The sequence below is a fragment of the Candidatus Oleimmundimicrobium sp. genome, from assembly GCF_030651595.1.
Classification (GTDB): Bacteria; Actinomycetota; Aquicultoria; order UBA3085; family Oleimmundimicrobiaceae; genus JAUSCH01.
In genome coordinates this window covers 36,308-52,734 of the sequence record NZ_JAUSCH010000057.1, presented here as the reverse complement: position 1 = coordinate 52,734, position 16,427 = coordinate 36,308, and the positions used below count along the sequence as shown (strand labels likewise).

Genomic DNA, 16,427 nt, shown 5'->3' with positions numbered 1-16,427 from the left:
CAGAACTACTGACGTTACCGGAGTTGTTACTCTTCCCCAAGGGGTTGAGATGGTTATGCCTGGAGATAACACTGAATTTGAGGTGGAGTTAATTACTCCAATTGCTATGGAAGAAGGACTTAGATTTGCTATCCGCGAGGGCGGAAGAACAGTTGGAGCTGGTAAGATAAGTAAGATACTTAAGTAGAAAAAATGATGCCAAGCCAGTAGTTAATTTTGTACTGGCTGAATTCATAAATTTGGTAAAGTTGCGTGAGGATTACGCGTTAAGGGAGGAAAGAATGGCCAACCAAAAAATTAGAATTAGATTGAAAGCGTTCGATCACGAAATTGTTGATCAGTCGGCGAAGAAAATTGTAGAAACCGTTAAGAGAACGGGGGCCACTATTTCAGGACCAATTCCTCTGCCAACAGAAAAGAGTCTCTATTGTGTTATTCGCTCTCCTCACGTTAATAAGGATTCGAGAGAGCATTTTGAAATGCATACACATAAACGGCTCATAGATATACTTGAGCCAACACCGAAAACAGTGGACTCTTTAATGAGGCTAGATTTACCAGCAGGGGTAGATATAGAAATAAAACTTTAAGTATGGAGATTGCTGCAGTATTTGGGCAAAACGAGGTGTAGAGATGTCAAAGGGAATTTTAGGTATAAAAATTGGTATGACGCAAATATTCAATCAAGATGGTCGGGTTATTCCTGCGACCGTTATTGAGGCGGGTCCTTGTGTTGTTACTCAAATGAAGAGTTGCGATAAAGATGGGTATAATGCTGTGCAGATTGGTTGTGGAGATATAAAAGAGAATAAAGTAAATAAGCCGCTTAAAGGTCATTTTGATAAATCGAAAGTGGGTTATAAAAGATATTTGGCGGAGTTACGTTTAGACAAAAACGAAAGTTTTGAATTGGGCCAATCAATTACAGTCGATATTTTCTCAGAAGGAGAAAAGACTGATGTGGTTGGTATATCAAAAGGAAAAGGTTTTGCCGGGGTTGTTAAGAGATGGGGTTTTGGAGGAGGGCCAGCCTCTCACGGGTCTCATTTTCATAGAAGTACTGGTTCAATAGGTATGTGTGCAACTCCTTCAAGAGTATTAAAAGGGAGAAAATTTCCTGGGCGTATGGGTGGTAAGCGAGTTACCACTCAGAACCTTGAGGTAGTCAAAGTAGATAAGGAGCGCAATTTGCTTTTACTTAAAGGGAGTGTTCCGGGGGCTAATGGAGATTTAGTTTTGATAAAGAATGCTGTTAAGGAAAGCAGTAAATAAAGGAGTTAGGAATCATGTTAAAGGTACCAGTTCATGATCATAAGGGAAAAATAATAAGTGAAGTTGAGTTAAAACCAGAAATTTTTGAATCCAAAATAGTGGAGTCACTTGTTCATCAGATGGTAAAATTACATTTGGCGGAAAAGAGAAGCGGAAATGCGTCTACCAAGACACGAAAAGATGTAAGTGGTGGAGGGATTAAGCCATGGAAACAGAAGGGAACTGGTAGAGCAAGGGCTGGGAGCATACGTTCTCCTCTTTGGAAAGGTGGAGGAACGGTTTTTGGACCTACTCCGAGAGATTATTCATTTAAGGTTTCCAAAAAGGCAAAAAGGTTGGCTTTAAGGTCGGCTTTAAGTGCAAAAGCTAAAGATTTTCAAATTTTAGTTTTAAAGAATTTTAATCTTAAAAAACCAAAAACGAAAGATGTTGTTGAGGTATTAAAAAATGTAAGCGTAGGGAAGAAAACGACGATGGTGCTTACATCCAAAGATGAAATAGCTAAAAAATCTATTAAGAATATTCAAAAAGTGAAAGCCATCGATGTAGAACAAATAAATGTTTACGATGTTTTAGATAATGAAATATTGATTTTTACCCAAGATGCTTTAAATGCTTTATCGGAGGTGCTGAAATAGTGGGTGATCCAAGAAGCATTATTATAAGACCGATAATTTCCGAGAAGAGCTACGATGCTATAGAAGGGAATAAATATAGCTTTGAAGTTTGTCCAGACGCGAAAAAGAGTGATGTGCGTTGTGCAGTTGAAGAAATATTTAATGTAGTAGTTATCAAGGTTAACACCATGTCGGTAAAGGGTAAATTAAAAAGGCAGGGACGAACTTCTGGTAGAACAAAGAATTGGAAAAAAGCGATTGTCACGTTAAGAGAAGGAGATCGCATAGAGTTCTTTGAAGGTAAATAGATAGCAATTTAGAATGGAGCGATAACCGTGGGAATAAAAAAAGTAAAACCAACCTCGCCAGGTAGAAGGTTTGTGACTATACCAGATTTTAAGGAAATAACTAAGAAGACACCTGAGAAAAGTTTGACCACCCCATTAACTAAAAGTGGTGGCAGGAATGTTCATGGTCGAATTACTACTCGGCATATTGGCGGAGGTCATAAAAGAAAATACAGAATCATTGATTTTAAAAGGGATAAGGACGGAATTCCTGCAAAAGTTGCATCAATTGAATATGATCCAAATCGTTCTGCAAGGATAGCTTTGCTTCATTACAAAGATGGTGAGAAGAGATATATTTTGGCTCCTCTTAAACTTAAAGCTGGCGATGTGATTATTTCAGGACAGGAAGCTGACATAAAGCCGGGGAATGCCCTTCTTTTAAAAAATATTCCCTTAGGAACGTTAATTCATAACATTGAATTAAAGCCCTCGAAAGGCGGACAGTTGGCACGTTCAGCTGGGGCTGTTGTTCAATTAGTAGCAAAAGAAGGAAATTATGCTCAGGTTAAGTTAATGTCTGGCGAGGTTAGAATGATTCACTTGGATTGCAAGGCGACAATTGGTCAAATTGGCAATATTGAACACGAAACAATCTCGTTAGGTAAAGCCGGACGTAATCGATGGCTGGGAAAAAGACCTACGGTAAGAGGTACGGCAATGAATCCGGTTGACCATCCTCATGGTGGTGGAGAAGGTAAGTCGAAAGGTCATTTGCCTAGCACTCCTTGGGGGAAGCCGACCATTGGATATAGAACCAGAAAGAAGAAACTGTCAGATAAGTACATTATAAGAAGAAGGACAAAATAGATTATAAGTTTATGTAATGGAGGAATGTATGGGTAGGTCAATAAAAAAAGGGCCGTATGTTGATTCGAAGCTTTTAGAAAAAATACATGTAATGACCAAGAAAAAAGAAAAAAGAGTGATTAAGACGTGGTCAAGAAGCTCGACAATAATCCCAGAGATGGTTGGTTATACAATTGCTGTGCATGATGGGAGAAAGCATGTTCCTATTTATATTACTGAAAGCATGGTTGGTCACAAACTTGGTGAGTTTGCTGCCACTAGAACTTTTAGGGGACACGGACATCATGTTGAGCGGGCAACAAGTTTGAAATAATTTTGGAAAAGTAATTTTTAAAGGTATTATTGGAGGATTAAAGTGGCAAAAGAAACAAAGGAGAAAATGGAAAGTAAAGATGTGAGAGCAGTGGCAAAGTATATTCGTGTAACTCCTCAAAAAGCCCGTCAAGTTGTTGATTTGATTAGAGGCAAGCAGGTTGATGAAGCGATTAATATATTGAAGTTTTGTCCAAGAGGTGCTGCAAAAAAAGTTGCCAAAGTTGTTAATTCAGCGAAAGCTAATGCAGAAATAAATTTGAATTTAAAAGGGACTCTTTATGTCTCTAAGGCTTATGTTGATGAAGGTCCTACACTTAAAAGATTTCGTCCGAGAGCCATGGGGCGAGCAAGTAGGATTAACAAAAGAACCAGTCATATTACGGTAGTGGTAAGTGAGCAGGAGGAGGAAGTTAAACGTGGGTCAAAAAGTTAATCCGAATGGATTTAGGCTTGGCATAATTTACGACTGGAAGTCGAGATGGTTTGCAAAAAAAGAATACGGTAATTTGCTTGAGAAGGATATACGAATCAGAGAATATATAAATCAAAAAGCAAAGCGAGCGGGAATTTCAAAAGTTGAAATTGAGCGAGCCGGAGATCGGGTAAAAGTCGATATTTATACAGCTCGTCCCGGAATTGTGATAGGTAAAAAGGGCGCTGAGGTAGATGTATTGCGTTCTAAACTAGAGAAGATAACTAGGGAGAAAGTACAGATAAATATCCAAGAGGTAAAAAAACCGGAGTTGGATGCAAGTTTGGTTGCTCAAAATATTGCAGATCAACTTGAGGCCCGGGTTTCTTTTAGACGGGCAATGAAGAGAGCTGTGGGTGCTGCGATGAAAAGTGGAGCCAAGGGCGTTAGGATAAATTGTGCAGGTAGATTAGGTGGCTCTGAGATGGCTCGAAGAGAATGGTATCGCGAAGGGCGAGTTCCACTTCATACGATTCGTGCAGATATAAACTATGGTTTTGCTAAATCAAACACTGTTTTTGGAACAATTGGAGTTAAGGTTTGGATTTATAAAGGGGACATAATCAAAAAAGAAAGACAAATGGAAGAGAAAGTTGGAGAAGAAACTGCTAAGAAAGTTAAAGAACCGGTAGAAGTAAAAAAAGTAAAAGTAAAGGAAGAGGAAAGAAAACCGGCAATTAAAGCAGAAGCAAAAGCAGTAATTAAAGCAGAAGCAAAACCAGTAATAAAAGTTGAAGAAAAAGAAGAAGCAAAGAAGAAAGCAAAAGTGAAAACCGAGGCAAAAGAGAAGAAAACTAAAGAAAGCAAAAAAATCAAGACAAAAAAAGCACCGGATAAAATCGAAAAAAAAGCGAAGAGCGAAATAAAAAAAGGGACCAAAAAGAGTAAAAAAGAAGAAAGTGCAGAGGAGGCAACCAAATAATGCTTTTACCTCGTAGGGTTAAGTATCGAAAAGTACAAAGAGGAAGAATGAAAGGGAAGGCAAAGGGCGGAAGTTCGATACATTTTGGAGAGTATGGACTTAAAGCTCTTGAGGCTGCGTGGATAACCAATCGTCAGATTGAGGCGGCAAGAATTGCAATGACTAGACACATGAAGCGTGGCGGAAAAGTTTGGATAAATATATTTCCCGATAAACCTGTTACAGAGAAACCTGCTGAAACAAGAATGGGAAGCGGGAAAGGATCGCCTGAATATTGGGTTGCAGTAGTGAAACCAGGAAAAATTATGTTTGAGTTGGCGGGTGTCAGTGAGGATATTGCGAAGGAAGCTTTGAGGCTTGCCTCTCATAAATTGCCGATAAAGACGAAGGTTGTAAGACATATTGTTGGTGGTGAAACTCATGAAAGTTAAAGAATTGGTTAATCTTAAAGACGAAGAGTTGCAAGAAAAGCTAAAAGAAGCGAAGAACGAACTGTTTAATTTGCGTTTTCAATTGGCAACGGGTCAGCTTGAAAACCACATGAAGATAAGAGAAATTAAGAGGAATATTGCTCGTATTCAAACTGTTTGTAGAGAGCGAGAGCTAAAAGAACAAAAAGGAGCATAAGTAAATTTTTATTTGCTGTAATGTGTAGATAGATTGGAGGCAAGAATGAGTGAACGTGGGTTACGAAAAACTAGAACAGGAAAAGTAGTAAGCGACAAGATGGATAAGAGCGTTGTGGTTGTTGTGGAAAGATTAACGCGGCATCCTTTATATAAAAAAATCATTAAAAAGACATCTAAGTTTAAAGCTCATGACGATAAAAATGAATGCAGAGTTGGAGATATTGTGGAGATAATGGAAGTGCGTCCATTAAGCAAAACCAAACGTTGGCGAGTGGTTTCAGTTTTAGAAAAGGCTAAATAACTGGCCACTTTTTTAAGGAGTGATTGGGATGATTCAACAAGAAACAAGACTTAAGGTTGCCGATAATACCGGAGCCAAAGAGATGTTATGTATTAAAGTATTGGGTGGCTCCAAAAGAAGATACGCGAGCGTGGGGGATGTAATTGTTGCTACCGTGAAAGTAGCTATTCCCGGAGGGTCGGTAAAGAAGAGTGATATTGTTCGTGCTGTTGTCGTTAGGACGAATAAAACAATAAGACGGCCGGATGGATCTTATATTAGGTTTGACGATAATGCAGCTGTTATTATTGATGCAGCTAAGAATCCACAGGGCACTAGAATTTTTGGACCGGTTGCTAGAGAATTAAGAGATAAAAATTTTATGAAAATAGTTTCTCTGGCACCCGAAGTACTATGAAAGAAAGGAGCTTTTTAATGTCCAAGCTTCATGTTAAAAAAGGCGATAAAGTGTTGGTTCTAGCCGGAAAAGACGTAGGTAAAAAGGGGAAAGTTTTGAGAGTTTTTCCTCGAAAAGAACGAGTTATTATCGAAGGTTTAAACTTAGTTAAAAAAAACACGCGTCCGACTCAAACGAATCCTGAAGGAGGAATAGTTGAAAGAGAGGGCTCAATAAACGTTTCTAATGTTCAATTAATTTGTCCTAGCTGTGGCGCTGCTACTAGAGTTGAGAAGCGTGAGACCGGTAAGGGCAAGATAAGAGTATGCAAAAAATGTAAACAGGATATTGATAAATAGAGCTTTTTAGCTTTTGTTTTGTAGGAGGTTAAGTTGGCAGAGTCAAAGGTTCAGTCGAAAACTAAGAAAAAAGCAAGTGAAATTGAAAAGCGAGTTATTCCTCGTTTGAAAGTAAAATATAGGAAAGAGATAATTCCTGAGTTTGTAAAGGAGTTTTCCTTAAAAAATCCTATGGAGGTTCCTCGCATTGTAAAGATTATAGTAAACGTGGGAGCTGGTGAAGCAATTCAGAATCCCAAAGTCATTGACCATATAGTTGAAGATATTTCAATTATTACCGGTCAAAGGCCTGCCGTTACGAGAGCCAAGAAATCCATTGCTGGATTTAAAATTCGAAAAGGAAATCCCATCGGTTGTAAGGTTACAATTCGGGGAGACCGAATGTATGAATTTTTGGATCGTTTGCTTAGTTTGGCATTGCCGCGTATTCGAGATTTTAGAGGTCTTTCTCCAAAATCTTTTGATGGTCAGGGAAACTTTACTATAGGTGTTGATGAACAGCTAATTTTTCCTGAGATTGATTACGATAAGATAGATAAAGTTCGTGGAATGGATATAACTATTGTTACAACAGCTCAAAATGATGAGCACGGTTTTGCTTTATTAAAATATTTCGGATTTCCATTTAAGAAAGTTAGTTAAGGGATTTATGATCGGTTAAATTTTTAGGAGGCGTAAGTGGCGAAAAAAGCTCTTGTTGAGAAACAAAAAAGAAAACAAAAGTTTGCAGTTCGCGAATACACAAGATGTGTTCGTTGCGGAAGACCGCGTGGTTGTTTCAAAAAGTTTAAACTTTGTCGAATTTGCTTAAGAGAATTAGCTCATAAAGGAGAAATCCCGGGGCTTAAAAAAGCAAGCTGGTAAAAAGTATTTAGTTAGAGGTTAAGGGGGAAATTTTATGGGAATGACAGATCCTATTGCTGATATGCTTACAAGAGTTCGGAATGCAAGCAATGCTTGTCATGATGTTGTTGATGTACCAGCTTCAAAAATTAAAGTTGAGATAGCGAAGGTATTAAAAGAGGAAGGTTACATCGACAACTACAGAGCAATAAAAGAAAAAGATAGTGGAAAAGATATGATTCGAATAAATTTGCGTTATAAAAAGAATCACGAAAAAGTAATAACAGGCATAAAAAGAATTAGTAAGCCTGGATTGAGAGTGTACGCAAAAAAGGATGCAATCCCCAGAGTTTTGAGTGGGCTTGGGATAGCTATTTTAAGTACACCCAAAGGAATTGTGACTGATAAAAAAGCTTCTGCCGAAGAAGTGGGTGGCGAAGTAATTTGTTATGTATGGTAAAAATGTTTTTAGAATTGATGGAGGTTTAGAATGTCTAGGATAGGGAAGCTGCCTGTGGAGATCCCTGCGGGTGTGGAAGTGCAAATTGAAGGAAACACTCTTACAGTGAAAGGTCCCAAAGGAGTTTTAACTAAGACCTTCACGAGCAATGTAAATATTTGCAAAGAGGAAAATAAACTTAGCATTAAGAGAGAGTTTGATAGTAAAGAACAAAGATCGTTACACGGTTTAATCAGGAGCTTAGTGGCTAATATGGTTAAAGGTGTAAGCGTGGGTTTTGAAAAGCAACTTGAGATTGTAGGGGTGGGTTATAAGGCAGTTCAGAAGGGGAATAGTCTTGAACTTCAAATGGGTTATTCGAACCCGGTATTATTAGAGTTACCTAAAGACGTCGAGGTTGAAATCCCGGTTCCTACACGAGTGATTCTTAAAAGTATAAATAATGAGATACTGGGAGATTTTGCTGCTAAAATAAAAGCCGTTCGTCCGGTGGAACCTTACAAGGGTAAAGGGATTAAATATGCAGGAGAATATGTTCGCAGAAAAGCCGGGAAAACGGCGAAATAATAAGTTAAGTTGGAGGGTATTATGGCGAAAACTTACAAAAAAGTTTTGGCAAGGAAAAGAAGGCATAGACGAGTTAGAAAAAATTTAATAGGAACTCTAGATAAGCCAAGATTGTGTGTTTATAGGAGCAATAAAAATATTTATGCTCAAATAATAGATGACACTAAGGGGATTACTTTAGCGAGTGCTTCTTCATTGGATAAAGAGCTTAAAGGAAAGCTTCCAGAAGGCGGAAAAGATATTGAGGCAGCCAAAGAAGTGGGAGTGTTGATAAGCAAAAAAGCAAAGAAGAAGGGAATTAAAGAGGTTGTTTTTGACAGAGGAGGATATCTTTACCACGGTAAGGTAAAGTCTTTGGCGGAGGCAGCTCGCGACGGTGGCTTGAAATTTTAAAGAAGGAGGATATTTAGTGGCGAGAATTAATCCAGATAAGTTGAATTTGGAAGAGAGAGTTGTTTATACAAATAGAGTTTCTAAAGTAGTAAAAGGTGGCCGCAAGTTTAGCCTTAGCGCGTTAGTTGCTGTTGGTGATGGTGAAGGACATGTTGGTGTAGGTTTAGGAAAGGGCAAAGAAATTCCAATTGCTATTTCAAAAGCTGCTAAAAACGCCAAAAAAAGTCTAATTGAAGTGCCTTTAGTTGGTTCTACTATACCTCACGCTATTCTTGGAAAAGCTGGAGCAGGAAAAGTGCTTTTAAAACCTGCTGCTAAAGGAACAGGTGTTATTGCAGGTGGTCCAGTTAGAGCTATTTTGGAATTGGCGGGCGTAAAAGATATTTTAGCTAAGTCACTTGGCTCAAGTAATTCAATTAATATGGTTTCTGCAACCATGGATGGCTTAAAAAACTTAAAGAATGCTAAAAATGTTGCAGAAATGAGAGGCAAAACTATTGAGGAGATTATCGGGAGGTAGATGTGACAAAGCTTAAGATAAAACAAGTGGCAAGTATAATAGGGCACATTAAATCACAAAGGCAGACTGTTCGTGCTTTGGGTCTTAAACGTATAAACGATGTTGTTATTAAGAATAATACTCCGGAAATTAGGGGAATGATAAATAAAGTTTCACATCTTTTGAAAGTTGAAGAAATTAGTTAGTTCACTTTGTGTTGGAGGAAGAATAAATGGAAATTCATAATTTAAAACCCGAAAAAGGTTCTATAAAAAAAGAAAAAAGAGTGGGTCGAGGAGAAGGTTCCGGTATGGGGAAGACTTGCGGAAGAGGGCAAAAGGGACAAAAGTCTCGTTCTGGTAAAGGTCCAAGACTTGGTTTTGAGGGGGGTCAAAATCCTCTTCAAAGAAGACTTCCAAGACTTCCGGGTTTTAAAAATATTTTTAAGAAAGAATACGCTATCGTAAATGTTGACAAGATTAATACGTTTAAAAGTGGTTCGATTATTGATCCGGAGAAACTATACGAGAAGAAGGTAGTTAGGAAGAAAGGTATTTTAATTAAGATTTTAGGTAAAGGAGAAATTACAAAACCATTTACCGTTAAAGCAAATTCATTCAGCAAAATTGCTGTTGATAAAATTGAGAAAGCTGGCGGGAAGGTTGAGGTAATCTAATGATAAAAGGCTTGCTAAATGCTTTTAAGGTTCCAGAGTTAAGGAAACGCATCTTGGCTACTTTATTAATAATAGCCATCTATCGGTTTGGTTGTTTTGTGCCTGTTCCCGGAATCGATGTTGGGATTATAAAGGAACTGTTTAATCAATTTACCCAAAAGGGGAGCATGTTTGGGTTTATGGATATTTTTGCAGGTGGAGCACTTTCCAATTTTGCCGTGTTTGCTTTGGGGATAATGCCTTATATTACAGCTGCAATCATTATGCAGTTATTAACCATAGTGATTCCCAAGTTGGAGGAATGGTCAAAAGAAGGGGAATCGGGCCAAAGGAAAATAACTCAGTGGACAAGGTATATGACCTTGGGGTTAGCAATAGTTCAGTCGATGGCTACAACTGTATTTATTGAGCGTCAATTAAAGTTGGGTCTTTCAATGATGGACAAATTTTTAATCATTATGACTTTGGTGGCAGGGACCGTTCTCATTATGTGGTTGGGTGAATTAATAACTCAGCATGGAATTGGCAATGGGATGTCACTTATAATTACGGTGAGCATTCTTTCAAGATTTCCCGAAGCGGTTATTCAAACACTTCAGGTTGTTAGTCCATATCTTATTGTGTTGCTTATCGTCGTTATACTGGTTGTTTTTCTTGCAATTGTTGTTATGGAAATGGGCCAACGCAGAATCCCTGTTCAATATGCAAAGCGGGTAGTTGGCAGAAAAATGTATGGGGGGCAGAGTACATATATTCCTCTTAAAATTAACCAGTCAGGTGTTATTCCAATTATCTTTGCTGCTTCAGTTTTGATGTTTCCCGCAACGATTGCTCAATTTTTTCCGACGAAGACATTTGAAGCTATATCAAATTTTTTGGTACCTACTTCTCCGGTATATATGACAATTTACGGTCTTTTAATTATTTTTTTTTCCTATTTCTATACGGCAGTAACTTTCAATCCGATTGATATTGCGGATAATATTAAAAAATATGGAGGGTTTATCCCTGGAGTTAGACCAGGGAAGCCCACCGCTGTTTATTTAGATCATATTTTAAATAGAATTACACTACCGGGTTCGTTTTTTTTAGCTCTGGTTGCCCTTCTTCCCACAGTAATAATGGCAACGTTAAACGTTCCTTTTTTTAAACATTTTGGTGGGATTTCTCTCTTGATTATAGTTGGTGTTTCTTTAGAAACAGTTCAGCAGCTGGAGTCCCAGTTGTTAATGAGGCACTATGAGGGCTTTCTTAAATAGAAAAGTTGATTTAATTTAAGGAGGAAGAAAGATAAATATAATTTTACTTGGAGCGCCTGGGGCAGGGAAAGGAACACAGGCTAAAGTTATAGCGAAAAAGTATAATATGTCCCACATTTCAACAGGTGATATGTTAAGGTTGGCTGTTGCAAATAAGACGAAACTTGGAATTAAGGCAAAAGAATATATGGATAAAGGCGAGCTTGTACCAGACGAGGTAGTTGTGGGGATTGTTAAAGATCGTTTATTGGAAGAGGATTGTAAAAGAGGTTTTATCCTAGATGGTTTTCCACGTACAGTTGCTCAGTCTGATGCTCTAAAAAGAGCGCTTGCTGAGGCAGGGAAGAAGATAGACGTGGCTTTAAGCATTAATGTGAGTGAAGATGAGCTAGTTAAGCGACTTACAGGCCGCAGAAGTTGTAAAAATTGTGGCAAAGTGTACCATCTTATTTTTAATCCGCCGAAAATTAAAGGTTTATGTGATATTTGTGGTAAAGAGCTTTATCAACGCGATGATGATACTGTTGAAACTGTTAAAAACAGACTTGAGGTTTATCGCAAACAGACAGCTCCTTTAATTGATTACTATAAAGATGAAGGAATATTAAAGACTATAAACGGAGAGAAACCTATTGCTGATGTAGAGTGCTCTGTAATTGAGCTACTTGCGGAATTAATGTGATTATAATTAAATCGTCTGATGAGATAAAGCGGATACGTGAAGCAGGAAAGATTGTTGGAACGGCCATTAAAAAAATTGAAAATTTAATAGAGCCCGGTATGACAACGGCTGAAATTGATGATATTGTCCAGTCAACCATTACGAAGATGGGAGGCCGGCCGGCGTTCAAAGGATATAGGGGATTTCCGGCTTCGGCTTGCGTTTCGGTAAACGAAGAAGTTGTTCACGGGATTCCCGGCTCGCGGAAAATCAGGTCAGGGGATATTGTTGGCATAGATGTAGGGGTTGAGTATCAAGGTTGTTACGCAGACGCAGCTGCAACTTTTCCTGTAGGCAAAATTTCTGAACAGGCAAGTACCCTTATTAATGTAACGCGAAAAGCGCTTTCGGCAGGAATTGAAAAGTGTGTTGTTGGAAATAAGCTTTATGATATATCTCACGCTATTCAAAAAGTGGTAGAAAATGCCGGTTTTTCTATTGTAAGAGATTTTGTGGGCCACGGAGTGGGTTTGAAGCTGCATGAAGATCCTCCGATTCCAAATTATGGGTTACCGAATCGAGGCCCGACCTTAAAAAAAGGTATGGTATTTGCCATCGAGCCAATGGTAAATATGGGAAATTATAGTGTAAAAATTTTGAAAAATAATTGGACAGTTGTAACTTGTGATGGAAGTTTGTCGGCTCATTTTGAACATACTGTTGTAATAACACCTGAAGGTTCGGATATTTTAACTTTCTGGTAGACTTAAGATTATATTTTTGTTATAATTCCTTTTCGTGGCTTGCAAGTAGTGGAAGGAAATGGTTTATTTTGGTAGCCAAAAAAGAAGAAACAATTGAGGTAGATGGAGAGGTTGTAGAAACTTTACCAAACGCTATGTTTAGGGTAAAGCTTGACAATGAGTATATAATTTTAGCTCATATTTCAGGAAAAATGAGGATGCACTATATTAGGATTCTTCCAGGAGATAAGGTTACTGTAGAGCTTTCTCCTTATAATTTGAGTAGAGGACGTATTACATATAGGCATAAATAAGCTAAGCAGGAGATACAACTATGAAAGTTAAGCCATCAGTTAAAAAGATTTGTGAAAAATGTAAGATTATAAAGCGAAAAGGACGCGTACGGGTTATTTGTGAAAACCCAAGGCACAAACAAAGGCAAGGATAAACAAGTTTATTCATTGATATATTTTGATGGAGGGAAGACAATTGGCAAGAATCGCGGGCATAGATTTACCGAGAGATAAAAGGGTTGAAATTGGTTTAACTTATATATATGGGATAGGAAAATCAGGGGCAAATGAAATTTTGAAGGCAACTGGGGTAGATAAAGATACTCGGGTTCGTAATTTAACCGAAGAAGAAGCTACACGACTAAGAGAGTATATTAATAAAAATTTTCAGATTGAAGGAGATCTTCGCCGTGAAATATCTCAAAATATCAAGCGGTTGATGGAGATAGGTTGTTATAGAGGGTTCCGACACAGACGAGGACTTCCTGTCAGAGGACAACGCACACATACTAATGCAAGGACACGTAAAGGTCCACGAAGAGCGGTAGGAGCAAAAAAAAAGAGTAAGTAAAAATAGTAAGAGAAGGGAAGGCAAGTAGTTGGCAGTAAAAAAGACTTCGAAAAGTAGAGTCAAGCGTAAAGAGAAAAAAAATGTTGCATATGGAGCAGCTCATATTAAATCGACTTATAACAACACGATAGTTACGATAACCGATTTAGATGGAAATACTATTGCTTGGGAGAGCGCTGGTAGCGTGGGGTTTAAAGGCTCCAGAAAAAGCACTCCTTTTGCTGCTCAAATGGTGGCAGAGACTGTTGCAAAGGAAGCTAAAGAACATGGTATGAAAAAAGTTGAAGTTTTTGTAAAAGGTCCTGGAGCAGGGAAAGAAACGGCAGTTAGGACGCTCCAAGCAGCTGGCTTAGAGATTGGGAACGTGAGTGATGTTACACCGGTTCCGCATAACGGATGCCGACTTAAAAAAAGAAGAAGGGTTTAAGGAGTTAAAATATGGCTAGATATACGGGTCCAGTTTGTAAATTATGTCGTAGAGAAAAAGAAAAGCTCTTTTTAAAAGGTGAGAGGTGTCTTACCGATAAGTGTGCTATGGAGAGGCGTCCCTTTGTTCCCGGAGAACACGGGAAAAGATTTACTAAACCATCTCAATATAGTGCACAATTGAGGGAAAAACAGAAAGCAAAACGAATCTTTGGAGTACTTGAAAAACAGTTTAAGCGTTATTACGATATAGCGGCTAAGCAAAAAGGGATAACGGGCGAGAATCTTTTAAAAATTTTAGAGACCAGATTAGACAATATAGTTTACCATTTAGGATTTGCTAGATCTCGTGCGGAAGCTCGTCAGTCGGTAAAACATGGCCACTTTACGGTCAATAGCCGAAGGGTCGATATTCCTTCATACAGAGTTAAACAAGGAGACATTATTGGTTTAACGGATCACGGTTCTAAAGTTGAAAAGATTAAGGAAAGTTTTAAGTCAACCAGTAAATCAGAAATTCCTTCTTGGCTTGAAGTAGATAGCAAGGCCGTGATTGGAAAAATCTTAAATTTACCCACTCGTGAACAAATTGATATTTCAATAAAAGAAGAACTCATCGTGGAGCTTTACTCCAAATAATCGATTTCTAAAAGTGCTATAAGGAGGCATTGTTGTATGATAGATTTTCTAAAACCGCGTGTTAGCGTTGAAGCAAAGAATGATTTTGATGCTATTTTTGTTGTAGACCCTCTGGAAAGAGGTTTTGGTTATTCTTTGGGTAACTCTATGCGACGGATTCTACTCTCTTCTTTACCGGGAGCCGCTGTTACATCAGTAAGATTTGAAGGTGTTACGCATGAATTTTCAACTATCCCTGGAGTACGGGACGATGTTATAGATGTAATTCTTAACATAAAAGAAATTGTTGTAAGGTCTTATTCAGAAGAACCTGTAACCATGAAACTTAACGTAAAAGGGCCAAAAGAGGTAAAAGCGGGAGATATTAAGTGCCCTAGCGATATTGAGATAGTTAATCCTGATTTATATCTGGCAACATTAAACAAAGGGGCTAAGCTTGAAGTGGAAATGGTGGTCGAAAAGGGTCGCGGTTATGTCACAGCTGAAAGAAATAAAAAATCATCAATGCCTATCGGCGTGATTCCTATAGACTCAATCTTTTCTCCTGTAAAAAGAGTTGCTTATACGGTAGAAAATACAAGAGTAGGACAGCGTACCGATTACGATAAACTTCGGCTTGAAGTAGAAACAAATGGTAGCTTAACTGCAGATGAGATTGTAAGTTTAGCTGCAAAGATTATGAAGGAACATATGGATTTATTTATAGACCGCGCACCCGAAAAGGCAGAGAGCACGGTTTTTGAAGATAAAGAAGAAGTGGTAGAAAGCTTTTTTGATGCGCCGATAGAAGACTTGGATTTATCGGTTCGTTCTTATAATTGTTTAAAGAGGCAGGGCATCAGCACATTGCAGCAATTGTCAAAATGTACTGAAAATGACCTGATAAATATTCGTAATTTTGGTGCCAAATCAATTCAAGAGATAAAAGAAAAATTGGCATCTTTCGATCTTGGCTTGGAAAAGGAGTAGTGATTGATAAATGCGGCATCGCAATAAAGGCAGGAAACTGGCAACTGATGCCAGCCACCAGAAGGCCTTAATGGTGGGATTGACGAAGGAAATAATCAATCATGAGAGGATAAAAACAACCGAGGCTCGCGCAAAAGAAGTGCGAACCATGTTGGATAAAGTAATAACTTTGAGCAAAAAAGGAGATTTGCACTCTCGCAGGCAAGTTCTTGCTACGTTGAACGATAGAGGACTGACCGATAAACTCTTTACGGAAATTGCCCCTCGCTTTGCTGAAAGAAACGGTGGTTATTCGCGAATTTTAAAGCTTGGTCCAAGACAAGGCGACGCTGCATCAATGGTTATAATTGAATTGGTTTAAAATTGGCCATTAGTTAGTAAAAATATATTATTTTAAAGCAAAAGCTTAATAGCTTTTGCTTTTTTGTTAGTGCTATAAATTACCAATTTACTTAGTCGATTCTCCTATTTCGAAACTTTACTTCCTTCATTTCCGTGCCTACCGGCAGGCAGGTCTTGCTCGTCCAAGAAAACGAAGCAAAAGAAAGACGGCCGATCATTTTTTGAACGGCTCCAAAATATACGGTTGTTCAGGCGCCTACAGAACTCGCCAGGCTAAACTATATCCTTCCCTTTGGCATTAAAAAGCCAAAACTTCCAACTTACTTTGTCAGTCGGATATAAACCTGGCTCAAACAGCTTCGGCTTATTTCCTGAACAACCTATTTTTACGCCTAAAAATGATATGGCGTATAAAACGTGCTCATATGTTTACCCGCCGCAGGAGGGCCTGCCCGCCTTCCCGCCTGCCTACGCCTATTATGCCGTTAGGCATTGGCGGGCAGGTGGAGGGTCGCTGTCCACCTGGCCCACGGGGGTTAAAAACTAAAAACAATGAAAGTTTATACTTTTAATTTTCCTATACCGTGCCTACCGGCAGGCAGGTCGTTTTTCTTTTTTATTTCTTATTTTTTCATTTAAAACGATTGGCAGCTGATAGCTGCTTTT

The 16,427-nt window shown here is 38.4% G+C and carries 30 protein-coding genes and 2 pseudogenes; all 32 read left to right on the top strand.

All coding sequences use genetic code 11. From position 1 onward, the window contains the following. A pseudogene (locus Q7U95_RS04100) lies at nt 1-187 on the top strand (elongation factor Tu); the annotation flags it as partial. A 94-nt stretch (nt 188-281) separates the two neighbouring features. Next, complete coding sequence (gene rpsJ, locus Q7U95_RS04095; RefSeq protein WP_308752065.1) at nt 282-590, top strand: 30S ribosomal protein S10; 309 nt, start codon at nt 282-284, stop codon at nt 588-590. Between the two features lie 43 nt (nt 591-633). Further along, nucleotides 634-1,272 carry a 50S ribosomal protein L3 gene (gene rplC, locus Q7U95_RS04090; RefSeq protein WP_308752064.1) on the top strand — a complete coding sequence of 213 codons (639 nt, stop codon included), beginning with the start codon at nt 634-636 and terminating at the stop codon, nt 1,270-1,272. A gap of 14 nt (nt 1,273-1,286) precedes the next feature. Beyond that, a complete protein-coding gene (gene rplD / locus Q7U95_RS04085) occupies nt 1,287-1,910 on the top strand; it encodes a 50S ribosomal protein L4 (protein ID WP_308752063.1) in 624 nt (207 codons plus the stop codon). After that, nucleotides 1,910-2,197: a 50S ribosomal protein L23 gene (gene rplW, locus Q7U95_RS04080; protein WP_308752062.1), complete on the top strand. Its 288-nt coding sequence runs from the start codon at nt 1,910-1,912 to the stop codon at nt 2,195-2,197. Before rplD ends, rplW begins: the two co-directional genes overlap by 1 nt. A gap of 27 nt (nt 2,198-2,224) precedes the next feature. After that, entirely contained in the window at nt 2,225-3,046 is an 822-nt protein-coding gene (rplB, locus tag Q7U95_RS04075) for a 50S ribosomal protein L2 (protein ID WP_308752061.1), read from the top strand. Nucleotides 3,047-3,074: 28 nt separating this feature from the next. Next, nucleotides 3,075-3,359 carry a 30S ribosomal protein S19 gene (gene rpsS / locus Q7U95_RS04070; protein ID WP_308752059.1) on the top strand — a complete coding sequence of 95 codons (285 nt, stop codon included), beginning with the start codon at nt 3,075-3,077 and terminating at the stop codon, nt 3,357-3,359. A gap of 66 nt (nt 3,360-3,425) precedes the next feature. Beyond that, a complete protein-coding gene (rplV, locus tag Q7U95_RS04065; RefSeq protein WP_308752069.1) occupies nt 3,426-3,794 on the top strand; it encodes a 50S ribosomal protein L22 in 369 nt (122 codons plus the stop codon). Next, nucleotides 3,778-4,398: pseudogene (gene rpsC / locus Q7U95_RS04060) on the top strand (30S ribosomal protein S3); the annotation flags it as partial. The gene rplV and the pseudogene rpsC, both read left to right, overlap by 17 nt. A 356-nt stretch (nt 4,399-4,754) precedes the next feature. Then, nucleotides 4,755-5,186 (top strand): 50S ribosomal protein L16, encoded by a 432-nt coding sequence (gene rplP, locus Q7U95_RS04055; RefSeq protein WP_308752058.1) that lies wholly within the window; start codon nt 4,755-4,757, stop codon nt 5,184-5,186. After that, nucleotides 5,176-5,382, top strand: a complete 207-nt coding sequence (gene rpmC / locus Q7U95_RS04050) for a 50S ribosomal protein L29 (protein ID WP_308752057.1) — start codon at nt 5,176-5,178, stop codon at nt 5,380-5,382. Before rplP ends, rpmC begins: the two co-directional genes overlap by 11 nt. A gap of 45 nt (nt 5,383-5,427) precedes the next feature. Continuing rightward, nucleotides 5,428-5,685, top strand: coding sequence for a 30S ribosomal protein S17 (gene rpsQ / locus Q7U95_RS04045; RefSeq protein WP_308752056.1), 258 nt, complete (start codon nt 5,428-5,430; stop codon nt 5,683-5,685). A gap of 28 nt (nt 5,686-5,713) precedes the next feature. Continuing rightward, entirely contained in the window at nt 5,714-6,082 is a 369-nt protein-coding gene (rplN, locus tag Q7U95_RS04040; RefSeq protein WP_308752055.1) for a 50S ribosomal protein L14, read from the top strand. 17 nt (nt 6,083-6,099) lie between these two features. Continuing rightward, complete coding sequence (gene rplX / locus Q7U95_RS04035; RefSeq protein ID WP_308752054.1) at nt 6,100-6,420, top strand: 50S ribosomal protein L24; 321 nt, start codon at nt 6,100-6,102, stop codon at nt 6,418-6,420. Between the two features lie 96 nt (nt 6,421-6,516). Further along, the gene (gene rplE / locus Q7U95_RS04030) at nt 6,517-7,062 is read left to right on the top strand and encodes a 50S ribosomal protein L5 (protein WP_308752068.1); all 546 of its coding nucleotides are present in this window, start codon (nt 6,517-6,519) and stop codon (nt 7,060-7,062) included. 36 nt (nt 7,063-7,098) lie between these two features. Next, the gene (locus Q7U95_RS04025) at nt 7,099-7,284 is read left to right on the top strand and encodes a type Z 30S ribosomal protein S14 (protein WP_308752053.1); all 186 of its coding nucleotides are present in this window, start codon (nt 7,099-7,101) and stop codon (nt 7,282-7,284) included. A 34-nt stretch (nt 7,285-7,318) separates the two neighbouring features. Then, a complete protein-coding gene (gene rpsH / locus Q7U95_RS04020) occupies nt 7,319-7,723 on the top strand; it encodes a 30S ribosomal protein S8 (protein WP_308752052.1) in 405 nt (134 codons plus the stop codon). Between the two features lie 30 nt (nt 7,724-7,753). Further along, nucleotides 7,754-8,290 carry a 50S ribosomal protein L6 gene (gene rplF, locus Q7U95_RS04015; RefSeq protein WP_308752051.1) on the top strand — a complete coding sequence of 179 codons (537 nt, stop codon included), beginning with the start codon at nt 7,754-7,756 and terminating at the stop codon, nt 8,288-8,290. A 9-nt stretch (nt 8,291-8,299) separates the two neighbouring features. Further along, nucleotides 8,300-8,683 (top strand): 50S ribosomal protein L18, encoded by a 384-nt coding sequence (gene rplR / locus Q7U95_RS04010; protein ID WP_308752050.1) that lies wholly within the window; start codon nt 8,300-8,302, stop codon nt 8,681-8,683. Between the two features lie 16 nt (nt 8,684-8,699). Then, nucleotides 8,700-9,203, top strand: coding sequence for a 30S ribosomal protein S5 (gene rpsE, locus Q7U95_RS04005; RefSeq protein ID WP_308752049.1), 504 nt, complete (start codon nt 8,700-8,702; stop codon nt 9,201-9,203). A gap of 2 nt (nt 9,204-9,205) precedes the next feature. After that, the gene (gene rpmD, locus Q7U95_RS04000) at nt 9,206-9,388 is read left to right on the top strand and encodes a 50S ribosomal protein L30 (RefSeq protein WP_308752047.1); all 183 of its coding nucleotides are present in this window, start codon (nt 9,206-9,208) and stop codon (nt 9,386-9,388) included. 26 nt (nt 9,389-9,414) lie between these two features. Beyond that, nucleotides 9,415-9,858: a 50S ribosomal protein L15 gene (rplO, locus tag Q7U95_RS03995; RefSeq protein WP_308752045.1), complete on the top strand. Its 444-nt coding sequence runs from the start codon at nt 9,415-9,417 to the stop codon at nt 9,856-9,858. After that, nucleotides 9,858-11,117: a preprotein translocase subunit SecY gene (secY, locus tag Q7U95_RS03990; protein ID WP_308752044.1), complete on the top strand. Its 1,260-nt coding sequence runs from the start codon at nt 9,858-9,860 to the stop codon at nt 11,115-11,117. Before rplO ends, secY begins: the two co-directional genes overlap by 1 nt. A gap of 31 nt (nt 11,118-11,148) precedes the next feature. Continuing rightward, nucleotides 11,149-11,799: an adenylate kinase gene (locus Q7U95_RS03985; protein WP_308752067.1), complete on the top strand. Its 651-nt coding sequence runs from the start codon at nt 11,149-11,151 to the stop codon at nt 11,797-11,799. Then, entirely contained in the window at nt 11,796-12,542 is a 747-nt protein-coding gene (map, locus tag Q7U95_RS03980) for a type I methionyl aminopeptidase (protein WP_308752042.1), read from the top strand. The genes Q7U95_RS03985 and map overlap by 4 nt, the downstream gene beginning before the upstream one ends. Before the next feature lie 68 nt (nt 12,543-12,610). Further along, entirely contained in the window at nt 12,611-12,835 is a 225-nt protein-coding gene (infA, locus tag Q7U95_RS03975; RefSeq protein ID WP_308752040.1) for a translation initiation factor IF-1, read from the top strand. Nucleotides 12,836-12,855: 20 nt separating this feature from the next. After that, nucleotides 12,856-12,969, top strand: a complete 114-nt coding sequence (gene rpmJ / locus Q7U95_RS03970; RefSeq protein WP_308752038.1) for a 50S ribosomal protein L36 — start codon at nt 12,856-12,858, stop codon at nt 12,967-12,969. Between the two features lie 41 nt (nt 12,970-13,010). Continuing rightward, entirely contained in the window at nt 13,011-13,385 is a 375-nt protein-coding gene (gene rpsM, locus Q7U95_RS03965) for a 30S ribosomal protein S13 (RefSeq protein ID WP_308752036.1), read from the top strand. Nucleotides 13,386-13,413: 28 nt separating this feature from the next. Next, the gene (rpsK, locus tag Q7U95_RS03960) at nt 13,414-13,812 is read left to right on the top strand and encodes a 30S ribosomal protein S11 (RefSeq protein WP_308752034.1); all 399 of its coding nucleotides are present in this window, start codon (nt 13,414-13,416) and stop codon (nt 13,810-13,812) included. 11 nt (nt 13,813-13,823) lie between these two features. Further along, a complete protein-coding gene (gene rpsD, locus Q7U95_RS03955) occupies nt 13,824-14,450 on the top strand; it encodes a 30S ribosomal protein S4 (protein ID WP_308752032.1) in 627 nt (208 codons plus the stop codon). Between the two features lie 36 nt (nt 14,451-14,486). Next, on the top strand, nt 14,487-15,419 hold the full coding sequence (locus tag Q7U95_RS03950; RefSeq protein ID WP_308752031.1) for a DNA-directed RNA polymerase subunit alpha: 933 nt from the start codon (nt 14,487-14,489) through the stop codon (nt 15,417-15,419). A 10-nt stretch (nt 15,420-15,429) separates the two neighbouring features. Then, the gene (rplQ, locus tag Q7U95_RS03945) at nt 15,430-15,780 is read left to right on the top strand and encodes a 50S ribosomal protein L17 (RefSeq protein WP_308752029.1); all 351 of its coding nucleotides are present in this window, start codon (nt 15,430-15,432) and stop codon (nt 15,778-15,780) included. Nucleotides 15,781-16,427: the final 647 nt, after the last annotated feature.